Consider the following 14,885-nt stretch of genomic DNA (forward strand, 5'->3'; position numbering starts at 1 on the left):
ATGAACGCGCTGGACCTTCGCTGGATAGTTCCGGTCCTCGCAATTCTCGGCGTCCAGTATTTTGTGGCGCTGCTGATCGGCGTGCAGCTCGATTTCAGCTACGAGGTGCCCTTCCGAAGCTTTGGCGTCGTAGGGTTGAACTTCGCCATAATTGGCTTTTGCCTGCCCGTCGTCTGGCAGCTGTTCCGATTTTGGCGGGAGGGCGAGCAAAACCCCCTTCGCCGCATCCTGCCCCGCCTTCCCTGGGCGCTCGCAGTCGGGTTCCTGCTGGTCGCTTGCCAGTTCGCTGTTCTGAACTGGGCCAAGGTCATGATGCCGGCGGCCGTGGGATTTTGGGCCGATCCCGCCTTCGCCGACCTGGATCACCTGCTTTTCGGGCAAGATCCCTGGCGCCTCAGCCATCAGTACCTAGGCCAGGCGACGCCGGTGATTGACAAGATCTATGGCTTTTGGGCGCCTGTGAACTTTGCCATCCTGCTCTTCCTGTTCTACCTGCCCCCTTCCCCCAAGAGGGCCCAGGCCCTGATCGCCTACTTCCTCGCCTGGGCTGGCGGCACCTTGGGCCAGTACCTGGGCGCCTCGGCAGGGCCGATCTTCTATGAGTCGATCCAGCTTGGCGACCGCTTCGCCGAGCTGCCCGTCAGCCCCTGGACGGCGACCGCCCGCGAGTACCTCTGGACCAACTACCTGAAGGGGGGAGGGCTTATTGGTGCTGGGATCTCGGCGATGCCGTCGATGCACGTCGCCATCGCCCTATGGATTGCGCTGGTGGGTCGGACGTTCCTGCCCAGGTACCAGGTGATCTTCTGGGCCTATTTTGCCACCATCCTTGTCGGTTCCGTCCATCTGGGCTGGCACTATGCGGTTGATGGCATCGCCGCTTCCGTCATCGTCCCGGTCGTTTGGGTCATTGCGGGGACGATGGCGACCACCACACTGAATAAGCAGCGGCAACCTGAACCGTCCATTGAGACCTGAAGGAAGCGCCCGGATTTGAGCGATCAGGGCTGCGCGCTGGTACTTCACCGCGGCGGGAGCGGGGACAGTAGCTGTCCAGGCAATTGACGAGCGTCACGCGCTTTACCGTCTCCGCGGTTCTCCCTCTTCCAAGCTCCCTTCCGAAGCGCCTGCAACGCCGATACAGGCATCGGCTTGCGCTCCCCCAAGCATGGTTTTTGCCGCAGGCAAGGTTTCCTTCGGCCTGTTGCTCCACCGCAACAGTGCTACCACCTTTGATGGCTGTATTGGTTAATTCTTTATGAATGAGCCAAGCGGTCGTTAACCTTTGCGCATCTTTCAGATCGATGACGATGGCCGAAAACGGGCCTCGAGAATCCCAAAAACATAATACTAGACAATGGCATAAGCGTCGTTTGCTTGCGCCTTATCTGCGCCTGTCGTCAAGGCTCAATGGTTAACGTCGGCTGCTTTGACGGAGATGACGTTGCGCCTTGCGCGCGCATTTCTGTGCCGCTGCATGACGTTTGGATCACGGGGCAATTGATACGAATTCACGTCAATTGGCGCAGGCATGTAGCTGCATAGCCTCTTCGGGGAGCTGGCGCCGAGGTCGAGCCCGAGACGGCCAAGAGCGACTAAGCCGGGCCGAGGGCTGGGGAACAACGAAGGAATGGAGAAAAACAATGCGTAATTTTCTGAAGGCTCTTTGGGCGGACGAGAGCGGCGCGGCTGGCGCCGAGTACGCCCTCATCCTGGCGATCGTCGCTATCGGCATTGCGGTGGCCGCCGGCAACCTGGGCACGGCAATCTCCGGCTCCATGCAGGATGCCGCCGATTGTATCAACCAGGCTTCGGGTAGCTCCTGCTAGTCGTGAACGTGAGGACCGACGGCCATGCGATTTGGCCGTCGGATACCTCTGTCTAGAGAACAAGCATCAGCGTGATGAATGGTGCGCGAGCACCGGACGACCCGACGAGAAATCTACTGACAGGACGAGGACAGAACCATGAGAGGGCGCGCAATTATAATGTTGGGCTTGGCTGTCGTCCTGGCGGTCGCAGCAGTCTTTCTGGCCCGCAACTGGATCCAGGAACAGGCACGACCCATCATCGTGCAGCAGGCGGCGCAGCCGGCGAACACCGTCACGGTCGTCGTCGCCAAGGAACGCATGACCTTCGGCAATCCGGTGCGCAAGGAGCAGCTCCGCCTGGTGAAGTGGCCGGGTGAAGCGGTGCCCGAGGGCGCATTTACCTCGATCGACGAGTTGCTCGACGGTCAGGAGGAACGTGTCGTCCTGCGCGCCATCGAGATTAACGAGCCGGTGTTGAAGAACAAGATCTCCGGCTTCGGCGGCAAGGCCAGCCTGGCGGCGATCCTTTCGCCGGAAATGCGCGCGGTGACCATCCGCGTCAATGATGTGGCCGGTGTCGCCGGCTTCGTGCTGCCGGGCGACCGGGTCGATATTCTGCTGACCCGAGACCGAACCGGCGGTGACGGCAACAAGAGCGCCAACAACCTGATCACCGACGTTCTGCTGCAGAACGTCAAGGTTCTGGGCATCGATCAGGATGCCAATCAGGAAAAGGACAAGCCCTCGGTTGCGAAGGCGGTGACCCTGGAGGTCTCGCCGCAGCAGGCGCAGAAGCTGGCTCTGGCCTCGCAGCTCGGCAGCTTGGCTCTGATGCTGCGCAACCTGGCCGACGCAGAGGCAGAACAGGTCAAGACCGTCAGCACCCGTGATCTTTCGGTCGGCGAGGTCAACGAGCCGGCGCAGGTCGTCGAGGCGCCCAAGAAAAAGACGAAGACGATCAAGAAGGTAGTCCAGCGGCCAAAGGAAGATCCGCTTTCCGCCGTGCGCATCGTGCGAGGCACCAACGCCACCAGCTACGAGGTCCAGCCCGACGTACAGCCGCTCTTCGGCAGCCTGCCGGCGCAGAAACTGTCGCCTTCCGGCACCGCGACCGTCACGACCCCGGCAGTACCTGAGGGCGGTGAGGCGAATACCGTGACGCCCGCCGGACCGACATTCGTGAAGCCGCAGACGAAGGCGCCGGAGAACGGTGCCCAGAGCGCGCCGTCTCTAGGAGGCGAGCAGGAGAACCCCATCAACCTGCTGCCGCCCGATCTGGAAGCCGCCTTGAACTAACCAAGGAACGAGCAAGAAACAAAGGTAAGGGAGAGGGGCATGACAAGTGTTCAGAAGAGATGGATCGGAAACGCCATAGGCGGCCTGCTGGTACTTACAGCCGTGATGGCCATGGCGGTACCGCAACAGGCCTGGGGACAGCCGAACGTCACCACCGAGATCGGTGAGTCCCGGCACGCAGGCGAGTTCATCGTTCCGGTGAACAAATCGCAGATCCTGCGCCTCGACGTTCCCTTCGCCGATCTTCTGGTCGGCAACGCCGAAATCGCCGACGTCCTGGCCCTCACGGACCGCTCGATCTACGTGCTGGGCAAAAAGACCGGCTCGACCAGCCTGACGGTCTACGGGCGCAACAGGTCGCTCATCGCCGTCATGGACCTGGTGGTTACCGTGGATGTCGAGGGACTGAAGGCGCGCCTCTTCGAGCTGATGCCCGAAGAGGAGATCGAGGTACGGGCCGTCAACGAAGCGGTGATCCTGAGCGGCAGGGTCAGCAGCGCGGTGCGGTTGCAGCGCGCCATGGAGGTCGCCGAGCGTTTCGCGCCGGAACAGGTAACCAACCTGCTTTCGGTGACCGGCAGCCAGCAGGTCATGCTCGCCGTCCGCTTCGCCGAGGTTCAGCGCCGCGTCGTCAAGGAGTTGGGACTCAACACACAGATCTCCGGCTCCGACTTCGCGGTCACCGTGGGCGATGCCCTCTTGAACGGGATCTTTTCTCCGACGGCGATTGCAACCGGTACGGTGACCTTTGGCATCGGCGCGGCGACGGTCGACTTGCTGTTCGACGCCCTGGAGGAAAAGGGTGTCGTCAAGACCCTTGCCGAGCCGAACCTGATTGCTCTCTCCGGAGACACCGCTAGTTTCCTGGCCGGCGGCGAGTTCCCGGTGCCGGTGGCGCAGAACACCGACGAAGGCAACACAACCATCACCGTCGAGTTCAAGGAGTTCGGCGTCGCCCTGGCCTTCACGCCCACGGTGCTGGACGACGGCTTGATCAACGTCGTTGCCAGCCCGGAGGTGAGCCGTATCGACCCGACCAACGCAGTCACCCTCCAGGGCTTCGAGATCCCGGGGCTGACGACGCGGCGGGCCACCACTACGGTGGAGTTGCGTGATGGGCAGTCTTTCGCCATCGCCGGTCTGATCCAGTCGGATTTCCAGGACACGGTGCGTCAGTTCCCTCTGCTGGGTGATGTGCCGGTCCTCGGGGCGCTGCTGCGCAGCAGCGACTTCCAGAACCAGCAGACCGAGCTGGTCATCATCGTGACGCCGCACCTCGTGCAGCCGGCGCCGGGCGGCAGCCTGGCAACTCCGGCCGATAACTTCGTGCCGCCGAGCGATTCCGATATCTGGCTCTTCGGCCGTGTCGAATCGCCGACTTCTGGGATGACCCCCAGCAACGCCGCCAACGCCATGGCTATCAATGAAGCCGGGGGCGTCCAGGGCGCCTACGGCCACATCATCAAGTGAGGTGCGTAATGATGAAGGCAACCACGATCTTCACTGTGCTCGTGGCCGGCGGACTGCTCGTCGCCTGCACGCCGCAGGAGAAAATCCATCCCTCCTTCGGCAACGCGGTGCGCCACAACATGTCTATCCACATCATCAATCCGACCCCGGAATACAGCGCTGCGCAGCAGATCCCGGAACTGGACGGTCCCCGCGCCGCCGGCGCCCAGGGGCGCTACGACAAGGGTGAAGTCATCCAGCCGGAGCGTCTGCGGACCACTGAATCCAACACCAGATGATCCTGGGCATCAGAGTCTGAGAGCAAGGGTTCGAGAGGCAGGAAATGGGTGAAAATCTGAACGTCGTCGGAATGCTGCGTACGCCACAGCTCCGGTCTGCCTTGGCGGAAGTCTGCACGGATATGAACGGTACCAAGTTCGATCTGCGCATCGCTCCGCTCGAGCTCAGTGCCGCCGACGCCAGCTTGCCCGGTTCCGACCTCATCATCGTCGAGATCGATACCAGGAGCGCCGATGACGTGGAGCGGCTGCGTACCCTGGTCGAGCAGCTCTCGCCCGGGACCCCGGTGGTCGCCACAGCGGCGGAGGCGACCCTGGACGATGTGCGCAAGTTGATGCGCCTCGGCCTCGTCGACGTACTGCCGCAGCCCGTCCAGCGCGACGACGTGCTGGCCGCCTTGGAGCACGCCTCGCGGGTGCGCAAGGCGGCGCGTCGGCCCCAAGCGGCCAAGGGGCGATTGGTCTCGGTCTTGAAAGGCGGCGGCGGTGTCGGCGCGACCACGGTCGCCGTGCAGGCCGGCTGCTGTCTTGCGCAGACACTGCAGAAGCGGGGGCAGGAGGTTTGCATCCTGGACTTTGACGTGCAGGGCGGCACCGTTGCGCTGTACCTGGATCTCAAGGACCGCACCGGTCTCGCGGACCTGGTGTCGGCGCAAGATCGCCTGGACGGCGAATTGCTGCGCGGCGCCATGACCCGTCACCCCAGTGGCCTCAATGTGGTCGCCGCACCGCCGGACGTGATGCCGCTGGATACCTTCAGCGCGGACTTCGTGCGTCGGCTGCTTGATATTGTCCGCCAGGAATTCGCGGTGGTGATCGTCGATCTGCCGCCGACCTGGTGCCTTTGGTCTTTCGATATTCTGCGCCAGTCGGACGACGTTCTGCTGGTGACGCAGATGACGGTGCCGGGCGTACGCCAGGCCCGTCGCCAACTCGACACCTTGGGTGCGGAAGGTCTGGATGAGCTTCCGGTGCGCGTCGTCCTCAATCGTTACGAAAAGCGATGGGGCGAAGCGGTCGGCCTTAAGGAAGTCGAGAAGGCGCTGGAGCACAAGATCGACTTCACCGTCGCGAACGACTACCGGACCGTCAGCGAAGCGCTCAACCAGGGCCTTTCCATCGCCGACGTTCGCAGGCGGTCTAAAGCTTTCAAGAATATTTCCAAGATCAGTGACGCCCTCGCCGTGGCAGGAAGCCGAAAAGAGGAGCGGGTCGAGCCGCACCTCGCCAACGTGCCTGGCCGATAACTCAGGAGACCCAGCAAGATGTCGTTCTTCTCCAGACCGCAGCCGCAGCCCCAGGAAGGTCCCGTTGCAGGAGTGCTGGCCGGGGGCCAGCCTGAGGCCCAGGTGATCGTGCCGCGCGGGCACGACGACGTCGACGACCGCAAGCTGTCCAGCTATACGGAACTGAAGGTGTCGCTGCATCAGCAGTTGCTCGACATGATCAACCTCTCGGTCATCGACAAGATGCCGCCGGCCGAGTTCCGCGCGCAGATGGGCGAGATGGTCCGAGAGCTGCTGGCGCGGGAAAACCGCCCCCTCAACCGCCAGGAGCAGGCTCAGCTGGTCGATGACGTCCTCGACGAGCTGCTCGGCCTGGGGCCGCTCGAGCCACTTCTGAAAGACGCCTCGGTTACCGACATCCTGGTCAACTGCCACAGCAACGTCTTCGTGGAGCGCGGCGGTCAGCTGCATCCCACGGCGGTACGCTTCAAGGACGATCGGCATCTGCTGAGGATCATCGGCCGGATTGTCTCCGCCGTCGGGCGCCGGGTCGACGAGTCGCAGCCCATGGTGGATGCCCGCCTGGCCGATGGTTCGCGCGTCAACGCAATCATCCCGCCGCTCGCCGTCGACGGCCCGCTGCTTTCGATCCGCAAGTTCGCCAAAGAGCGGATCGACATGGAAAAGCTTATTCAGATCGGCAGCGTGCCTCAGTCAGTCGCGGATCTGCTGGTTGGAATCGTTAGGGCGCGGCGCAACGTGCTGATCTCCGGCGGCACCGGCAGCGGCAAGACGACGATGCTGAACGCCATGTCGGCCTACATCGACGGGCGCGAGCGCATCATCACCATCGAGGACGCGGCCGAGTTGCAGATGCAACAGGTTCACGTGGCGCGCCTTGAAACCCGTCCCGCCAACATCGAGGGGCGCGGCGAGGTCACCCAGCGCGAGCTGGTCAAGAACGCCCTGCGCATGCGTCCCGACCGCATCATCGTCGGCGAGGTGCGCGGTGGTGAGGCCTTCGACATGCTGCAGGCCATGAACACCGGCCACGAGGGCTCGATGACCACCGTCCACGCCAATACCGGCCGCGACGCCCTGGCGCGCGTCGAGCAGATGATCGGCATGACGGGCTTCGACCTGCCGACACGCTCCATGCGGGCACAGATCGCCTCGGCGCTGCACGTCGTCATTCAGCTTGAGCGTATGAGCGACGGCAAGCGCCGGCTCGTCAGTCTGCAGGAGATCACTGGCATGGAAGGCGACGTCGTCTCTATGCAGGAGATCTTCCGCTTCCGCCGCGAGTCCACGGACGCCTCGGGCACGATCCATGGCCACTACGTCACGACCGGGATCCGGCCCAAGTTCGTTTCTGAGTTCGTCGCCCGCGGCATCGAGGTGCCAGACCGCATCTTCGACCCGAACCACGTTCTCGAGTAGACACGCCATGCCAATCGAACCGATCTACATTCTCTACGGCGTTATCTTCGTCACGGTCCTGCTGCTGGTGGAAGGGGTTTACTACCTCTTCATTCACTCGATGCAGGTAAACCGGCGGACCAACCGGCGGCTGTCTATGCTGAATTCCGGAATGGAAAGTCGTGAGGTCTTGGGTCTCCTGCGCCGGCAACCGGTGCGGGAGACACAGGGGCTGGGCGGCCTGGTCCATCCTGTCGACTACCTCGAAGGTTTGATCTCCCACGCCGGTATGAGCGTGACCCCCTTGCGGGTGGTTTTCATCATGCTGGTGGTCGCCTTCTTCGCCTTGATGGGTTTCCAGGTCGCCTATGCCACTGGCCGGCTTCCGCACCTCCTGTCCCCGCTGTACTACCAGGTCGGGCTCTCGGTCCTGCTGGGCGTGCTGCTGCCGATCTACTACTTCTCCAGCAAGGCCAAGGAGCGGCGGAAGAAGTTTGCCGAGCAGCTTCCCGATGCGCTCGACCTTATCGTCCGGAGCCTGCGCGCCGGCCACCCGATCAATGCGGCCCTTGGCCTGGTGTGCAAGGAAATGCGCGACCCGATCGGCACCGAATTCGGCATCGCTGTGGACGAGATGACCTATGGACTGGACCTGACGGAAGCGCTGGAGAATCTCAATCAGCGGATCCAGGTCGAGGACTTCAACTACGTCGTCATGTCGATCAGTATCCAGCACGAGACCGGCGGCAACCTGGCTGCCGTTCTGGCCGGCCTGGCGCGTGTGATTCGCGCTCGGGCCCGCATGTTCCTGAAAGTCCGTTCGCTCTCGAGCGAGGGGCGCATGTCGGCACTGGTGCTCTGCGCGCTGCCCTTTGTGGTGGGTTTCGTGATCTTCACCGGTAACCCCGACTACTACACGAAGTTTGCCGACGATCCGCTGTTCCTGCCGATCCTCGCCGGCGCGGTCTTCAACATGGTGGTGGGGATCTACATGATCTACCGCATGGTCAACTTCCGAGTCTGAGGTGGAGAGGAATCCGGCATGGATATTGTGAAAATCGCCACCGACCTTTACACCTCGGGATTTGCCTGGATTCTCCAGAACCCGGCGGACGCCTTCCTTGTGGTGCTGTTCTTCACCATTGTGCTGGCAGTCGTCGGCGTGGCGAGCATTTCCGGAAACAAGGGCGCTGTTTCCCGTCGCCTGGCCGGTGACACGGTTTCCATGGGCGGCATGGACGCCGGGCCGCGGCTGCGCTACGAAACGCGCGACGGTTTCTGGAACGAGTTGGTCGGCGCCATTGAAAAGCGCGTTCCTCTCGTTGATGAGACGAACCGCTCGCTGGTTCAGCGCCGCCTGCTTCAGGCCGGCTTCGCGGGCCCCGGCGTGGTGCGCAACTACTTCGCCATCAGGTTCTTCACCACCATCTGCCTGCCTTTGGGCTTCCTGCTGCTCGCACCGATGTTCGGAGCCTCTTTGAGCAATCAGAAAGTCCTGCTGGTCCCCTTGGCGCTCTGCGTCATCGGTCTCTATCTGCCTTCGTTCTGGCTGTCGCGCCGCATTGCCAGCCGCCAACGCGCCATTGCCGAAGGCTTCCCTGACGCGCTGGACATGATGGTGGTCTGCGTTGAAGCGGGTCTGGGCCTCGATGCCGCCTTCAACCGGGTCGGTTCGGAGCTTGTCCGAGCCCACCCGGCGCTGGCGACACAGTTCGCCCTGGTGGCCCTGGAACTGCGGGCCGGCAAGAGCCGCGCCGACGCCCTGCGGAACCTGGGCGAGCGGGTAGGGCTGGACGATGTGATCGGTTTCGTCACGCTGCTGATCCAGTCGGATGAGCTGGGCACAAGCATTTCCCAGGCCTTGTCGGTGCATGCGGACGAGATGCGGAACAAGCGAATGATGCGGGCGGAGGAATTGGCTCACAAGCTGCCGGTGAAGCTCACCATTCCTCTGATCGTCTTCATCTTGCCCTGCATGGTCACCGTTATCCTGCTGCCGGGCATCATCGGGATTGTCCGGGTCGTTCTTCCGGCGCTGCATGGCGGATGAGGAGAGGAGAGCTGAAAATGAATGGTCGCAGAGGCATTTTCCTGTCCATCGCCGCCCTTGGCGGCAGCCTGGTGGTTTCCGCTTGCGGCACCCAGTTGCCCGAGGCGCGGCCGAACTTCGGCTACAGCGGCCTGACAGGTCAGGAGGCGAGCCGTTCGAGCTATGAACAAGGCCGCTTTGACTTTACCGCCGGGCGCTACGGCCTGGCGATCGAACGGTTCCAGATGGCCATTGCGGAGAACCCGGCCTCAATCGAGGCGGTCAACGGTCTGGCGGCGTCCTATGACCAGATCGGGCGCTTTGACCTGGCCGAGCGGTACTATCGCCGGGCGCTGGCCATGGACCCCAATTCGGCCCAGACCCTGAACAACCTCGGCTATTCGATGCTGCTGCAGGGCAAGACCGACCTGGCGTTGGCGCTGTTCCGCGATGCGACGCGGCAATCGCCCGACAACCCGATGATCGCCGCCAATGCCCAGCTCGCCGTCGACGCCGGCGTCGAGAACGAGGCCGAGCAGGTGAGCGAAGCGACTTCAGCGCCCCCGCAGGAAGCCGCTGTGCGGCAGCCTCCGGCGCCGCGGCCCAGCATCGTCCGCATCACGACCGCTGAGCAGCGGCTGCGTCTCCGAGCGGCCCCGGCGGCCCCCGCGACGCTCCTGCTGCCGCCGGAAGTGACGGCTGTACCGCTGCCGGTCGTGGAAACACAACCGCTGGCGCCGCTGCCGGCACCGGGCGGCCAAGTGACAGAGGCGCCGGTGGCCGTGACCCTGCCCGTTGTGCGGGTCGCGCTGCAGACCTCCGGTGCCGACGTAACGCTGGCGGCCGGTCCCTCGGAAGAGCCGGCCCTGCCGGACGCGCGCGATCTCAGCGGCGCTGTCGAGGTGGCCAACGGTACCGGCCGCCGGCACATGGCTGCGCGTATAAAGGCCTTCCTGCTGGGCGAGGGGCTGTCAGTCACCAGGCTGTCCAACGCCGACAATTTCAATCACAGCTCGACCAGCATCACCTACCTCCCCGGGTACCGGGAACTTGCGGAGGTTCTCTCTGCCTCCCTGCCTATCGTCCCCCGGCTGCAGCAGTCCACCGGTCAAGCGACCGAGGTGCGGGTAGAGCTGGGGGGCGACCTTCTTCAATTCGACAGTGACCTTCTCCAGGCAGAAAGGAACACTTCCCATGCCGATCCGGTCTGAAGCCAAAGAGCCGCGGCGGTCGCAGATGACCTTGTCCGGCACCCGTTCGCTGGCCGCCGCGGCGGCCTGCGCCCTCTTTCTGTCCGCTTGCGCCTCTTCTTCCGGCCAGGCGCCGGTTCAGGTGCAATCAGAGCCGGTCTCGCCGGAGATCGTCGCGGCCGCCGAACAGTCGATCGAGCAGGGCAACTACGCAGATGCCAAGCTGCTGCTGGAGCGGGTCCTGCTGGCCGAGCCGGGCAATCTGCGCGCCCGACTGGCCATGGCGGAAACTCAGCTCGCTTTCGGTCAGCTTGACGCCGCTTCCGAAGCCTTCGAGACACTGTCTAAGGTGCCGGAGGCGACCGCCCGCGCGCAGCAAGGCCGTGGCCTCACGCTGCTGCTGAAGGGGCAGGAGCGGCCGGCGCTCTTCCTTTTGGAACAGGCGGTGGACAAGGACCCGGGGCTGTGGCGCGCCTGGAACGCCATCGGCACCCTGCACGACCGAGCCGGCGAGTGGGACGCGGCCGCGATGGCCTATGACCGGGCGCTCGAGATCCGGCCGGACTCGGCGATGCTCTACAACAACCGCGGCTTCTCCCACCTGTTACGTCGGGATCACCAAGCGGCCATTGCGGACTTCGATGCGGCCCTGCAGCTCGAGCCAGACATGGAGGCCGCCCGCGAGAACATGCGGCTCGCCTTCGCCTGGGCCGGTCAGTACGACCGGGCGCTGGTCGGCGTGAGCCAGAAGGATATCGGCCGGGCTTTCAACAACATCGGTTTCGTCGCCCTGCTGCGCGGCGACCTGCCGGCGGCGGAGTCCTATCTGCTGCGCTCCATGGAAATCGATCCGAAGTTCAACCGGACCGCCAACAAGAACCTCGAATACCTGAAGAGCCTGAAGGCCATTAACGGCAGCAAGGTCAACGTCAGCGAAATGGAAGGCAACGGCTGATCGCCCAGGAGGGCCGATCCGGAGATCCAAGATGGACATGTTTCTGCTCATCAAAGTGTTTTTCTGGGCCTTCGTGGCGCTGTTGGTATTGGCGGCGGCCTTCGACCTTTGGAAGTTCACGATACCCAACTGGATTTCGGTTTCTCTGTTCGGGCTCTTCGTGGCGGCCGGGATCTTTATGCCGGTGCAGATCGACTGGCTGTCGCACCTGGGCGCCTTGGCGGTGGTGCTGCTGGGCACCCTGGCGCTCTACCGCTTCAGGGTGATCGGCGGCGGCGATCTAAAGCTTCTCGTGGTGGTCGGGCTGTGGACCGGCCTCGACGGTTTGCCCGAATTTATCCTTATGACGGCCTTCGCCGGGGGCGTGCTTGCGCTCGGCCTGATTGGTCTGCGGCGTCTGTTGATGAGCCTGATGGTGCTCCAAACGGTGCCGGACTGCATCACGAAGGTCACGCTGCCCCGGTTTCTGTTGCCGGGCGAGCCGCTGCCCTACGGGGTGGCTATTGCCGTGGGCGGCATCCTGGTGGCGCGGCACCTGCCGCACCTAGGGCTTTTTGCGTGAGGTGCAAACGATGACTCGTAAAACAACTTGGCGAGAAGATTGGCGCAAGCGGGGTCGCAGCGGTTCGGCCGCCGTCGAGTTCGCGATCCTGCTACCGGTCTTCCTAGCGATCCTCTTTGGCATTATCCAGTTCGGCTCCGTGATGTTCCTCCACAACAACATGGTCAACGCCGCGCGCGAGGCGGTGCGGCGCATGTCGGTGGCGGAACTGAACACGACCGAGGCGGAAACCTATGCAAGGAACTATCTGGCCGGCTGGAACCTCACCTTCAACGTCAACGCGACCGAGCCCCCGACGACCACTGACGTCTCGATGACGATCAGCGTGCCGGCAGCCGACGCAGCCCTGATCAACTTCCCCATCACCTGGCCGGGGAACCTGGTGGCCCAGGCCAGCATGCGACCGGAGGGCTAACAGCTATGCGATTCTTACGTGAGCTTTGGCACGATCGCGAAGGCGCTTTTGCGCCAATTGCCTCCTTGATCATGGTTGGTTTGCTCGGCTTCGCAGCGCTGGCCATCGACATGGGCTACAACTACTACAACCGCAACAAGCTGCAGGTGGCGGCGGACTCTTCGGCGCTGGCCGGCGCCTCGCAGCTGCAGAGTCTGGTCGAGGACGGCGACTCACAGCCGATAATCGATGAGGCGCGGGCCTATGCCGAGAACAACATGCCCGCCGCCCAGTACGGGACGGTGCTGGCCGCGGCTGACATCGTGCCGGGGAACTGGGATCCCGATACCCGCACATTCACGGCGACGGTGAGCGACCCGAGTGACTATAACGCGGTACAGACAACCACCCGCCGGGAAGACACCGTAGGCAACCCTGTGCCGGCCTTTCTAGGTGGCATCTTCGGCTTCGACAACTACGACATCGTCACCAGCGCCATCGCGACCGAGGCGCAAAACGGCAACATGACCCCCTCCGGGTGCCTCATGGCGACGAGCGAGACGGAGGAGGAAGCCTTTCACATCTTCGGTACGGCCGATATTTCGACGACCGACTGCAATATCGAAGTCGCTTCCGAGGCCGAATGCGCATTTTATGCGAACGGCAATCCCACCATCACCACGATTACTGACCCGGACGGGGATGCGCCGCAAATCAATATCGCCGGTACCTATTGCGAGAAGGGGTCGGTCGGAATCGATACCAGCGGCGTGAACGAAGACGCCAACGTCGGCGAAGACCCCTACGAGGACGTGGACCCCTGTGATGGCTGGGCTCTTTGCCAACAGGCCAGGGACCCGAACTACTGCGACAACGCCGAGCCCGCCTACATCAACGCAAGCTTTGAAGGCGACGGCAGCCCGCCTTCGGGGGTCTACTGCGGCGGCATTACCTTCACCGGCAATGGAACGGCGAATTTCGATGGCGACTACATCATCAAGGAGGGCGCCCTCGACATCGGCGGCAATATTACCGTCGACGGCTCGAGCGGTGTCGGCTTCTACCTCATGGGCACCGGCTCTGTGATCAATTTCAAGGGCGAGTCGGACCTGACCCTGGTTGCGCAGAGCAGCGGCAGCCCTTTGGATGGCTTCATCTTCTACGAGGAAGACAAGGACCCGAAGGAGAGCCACACCTTGCGCGGGACCACCGGCGGCGGCTACGACGGCCTGCTTTACTTCGACGGCGACGTCGAGTTCAAAGGCACCGCAGATTCCTTGCTTACGACTTATGTAAGCGATTGCACCGTCCTGATTGCCAACACGATCTACTTCAACGGCACCACCGGCCTCACGGCCGATTCCACCTGCGAGGGCGCAGGGCCGACCTTGCCGCCCGGCGCGCCGATACTCGTCTATCGCCTCGTCAATTAGACGGGGAGGGCAGGAACGGAATGTCGCGGGTAGACAGAACAATCCCGGAGGAGCGGCGACCGTCGCTGCAGCTTTACCAGTTGGCCGATCGGCCGCAAAGAACGCACCGGTACGCGCGAGTCACGGACATCGTGGACACCGCAGCCGCCGGTCACAGAGCCTCGCTGGAGAACCTTGCTTTTCATGCTGCAGAGCGAACCGACCTGGGTTCAATTGATCCTGGTCACTGCAGGTGGAGGCACCTCGTTCTTGACCCCCGGGGACACGTTCTCCAGCGAGGACCTTCTCCTATTGCGCGTTTGAGGGAACAGGCGCGGAGTTCTCAGTGTGATCGATAATGCCCAGCAAGGAAGGGGGGCGCGGGAAGAGGCCTCCCACCACGGGAGTTTGGCGCAGCCGATCCGCCTCAATCTGACCTGGAGCCGCTTTGGCGACGCCATCGAACGGGTTGTCGTGCGCGACTGCGCCGCGACCGGCGGCCAGCGGGTCGTGCTGCAGGACAACGAGATCAGCCTTACGACCGCCGACGTCATGTGGCGTGGCCAGTCGGTGCCGGTTGACGAGCTCTTCGCCATGATTGAAGAAGGCTTCCGCATTGCGGGGGCCGAACAGGTCCGAGGCTCCTACGCCCGGGTTTCAGTCCGCCTGGTGACCGACCAGAACGACCGGCTGGCCGGCCTGGCTTTCTTCGCGGAAGACAGCCCGCACGAGGCGATGTGAGATAACCCTCCCGCCGGTTCGTCAAACCGCTTCACCGGGCCCGCAGCGCCCGGACCAGCCGCCTTCCGCTTTGGGACGGATGCGCCGCCAGACCCGGCCCGC

15 protein-coding genes are annotated in these 14,885 nt (G+C 63.4%); all 15 read left to right on the plus strand.

All coding sequences use genetic code 11. From position 1 onward, the window contains the following. On the plus strand, nucleotides 1–978 hold the full coding sequence (locus tag H7X47_RS21190; RefSeq protein WP_193370755.1) for a phosphatase PAP2 family protein: 978 nt from the start codon (nucleotides 1–3) through the stop codon (nucleotides 976–978). Between the two features lie 665 nt (nucleotides 979–1,643). Further along, nucleotides 1,644–1,829, plus strand: coding sequence for a Flp family type IVb pilin (locus tag H7X47_RS21195; protein ID WP_193370756.1), 186 nt, complete (start codon nucleotides 1,644–1,646; stop codon nucleotides 1,827–1,829). A gap of 159 nt (nucleotides 1,830–1,988) precedes the next feature. Continuing rightward, complete coding sequence (cpaB, locus tag H7X47_RS21200; protein ID WP_193370757.1) at nucleotides 1,989–3,107, plus strand: Flp pilus assembly protein CpaB; 1,119 nt, start codon at nucleotides 1,989–1,991, stop codon at nucleotides 3,105–3,107. 39 nt (nucleotides 3,108–3,146) lie between these two features. Next, a complete protein-coding gene (locus tag H7X47_RS21205) occupies nucleotides 3,147–4,577 on the plus strand; it encodes a type II and III secretion system protein family protein (RefSeq protein ID WP_193370758.1) in 1,431 nt (476 codons plus the stop codon). 8 nt (nucleotides 4,578–4,585) lie between these two features. After that, the gene (locus tag H7X47_RS21210; protein ID WP_193370759.1) at nucleotides 4,586–4,855 is read left to right on the plus strand and encodes a hypothetical protein; all 270 of its coding nucleotides are present in this window, start codon (nucleotides 4,586–4,588) and stop codon (nucleotides 4,853–4,855) included. A 44-nt stretch (nucleotides 4,856–4,899) separates the two neighbouring features. Beyond that, entirely contained in the window at nucleotides 4,900–6,102 is a 1,203-nt protein-coding gene (locus H7X47_RS21215; protein ID WP_193370760.1) for a CpaE/TadZ family protein, read from the plus strand. Nucleotides 6,103–6,120: 18 nt separating this feature from the next. After that, complete coding sequence (locus H7X47_RS21220) at nucleotides 6,121–7,521, plus strand: TadA family conjugal transfer-associated ATPase (protein WP_193370761.1); 1,401 nt, start codon at nucleotides 6,121–6,123, stop codon at nucleotides 7,519–7,521. 7 nt (nucleotides 7,522–7,528) lie between these two features. Further along, nucleotides 7,529–8,524, plus strand: coding sequence for a type II secretion system F family protein (locus H7X47_RS21225; RefSeq protein WP_193370762.1), 996 nt, complete (start codon nucleotides 7,529–7,531; stop codon nucleotides 8,522–8,524). Between the two features lie 27 nt (nucleotides 8,525–8,551). Continuing rightward, nucleotides 8,552–9,550 (plus strand): type II secretion system F family protein, encoded by a 999-nt coding sequence (locus H7X47_RS26380; protein WP_193370763.1) that lies wholly within the window; start codon nucleotides 8,552–8,554, stop codon nucleotides 9,548–9,550. Nucleotides 9,551–9,567: 17 nt separating this feature from the next. After that, nucleotides 9,568–10,740, plus strand: coding sequence for a LytR C-terminal domain-containing protein (locus H7X47_RS21235; protein ID WP_193370764.1), 1,173 nt, complete (start codon nucleotides 9,568–9,570; stop codon nucleotides 10,738–10,740). 25 nt (nucleotides 10,741–10,765) lie between these two features. Continuing rightward, nucleotides 10,766–11,674: a tetratricopeptide repeat protein gene (locus H7X47_RS21240; RefSeq protein WP_193370765.1), complete on the plus strand. Its 909-nt coding sequence runs from the start codon at nucleotides 10,766–10,768 to the stop codon at nucleotides 11,672–11,674. 31 nt (nucleotides 11,675–11,705) lie between these two features. Continuing rightward, nucleotides 11,706–12,236, plus strand: a complete 531-nt coding sequence (locus H7X47_RS21245) for an A24 family peptidase (protein WP_193370766.1) — start codon at nucleotides 11,706–11,708, stop codon at nucleotides 12,234–12,236. Nucleotides 12,237–12,246: 10 nt separating this feature from the next. After that, complete coding sequence (locus H7X47_RS21250; RefSeq protein ID WP_193370767.1) at nucleotides 12,247–12,651, plus strand: TadE/TadG family type IV pilus assembly protein; 405 nt, start codon at nucleotides 12,247–12,249, stop codon at nucleotides 12,649–12,651. A 5-nt stretch (nucleotides 12,652–12,656) separates the two neighbouring features. Next, nucleotides 12,657–14,063 carry a pilus assembly protein TadG-related protein gene (locus H7X47_RS21255; protein WP_193370768.1) on the plus strand — a complete coding sequence of 469 codons (1,407 nt, stop codon included), beginning with the start codon at nucleotides 12,657–12,659 and terminating at the stop codon, nucleotides 14,061–14,063. Nucleotides 14,064–14,390: 327 nt separating this feature from the next. Further along, on the plus strand, nucleotides 14,391–14,783 hold the full coding sequence (locus H7X47_RS21260; RefSeq protein WP_193370769.1) for a hypothetical protein: 393 nt from the start codon (nucleotides 14,391–14,393) through the stop codon (nucleotides 14,781–14,783). Nucleotides 14,784–14,885 lie beyond the last annotated feature (102 nt).

The sequence above is a fragment of the Pelagibius marinus genome (genome assembly GCF_014925385.1).
Lineage (GTDB): Bacteria > Pseudomonadota > Alphaproteobacteria > Kiloniellales > Kiloniellaceae > Pelagibius > Pelagibius marinus.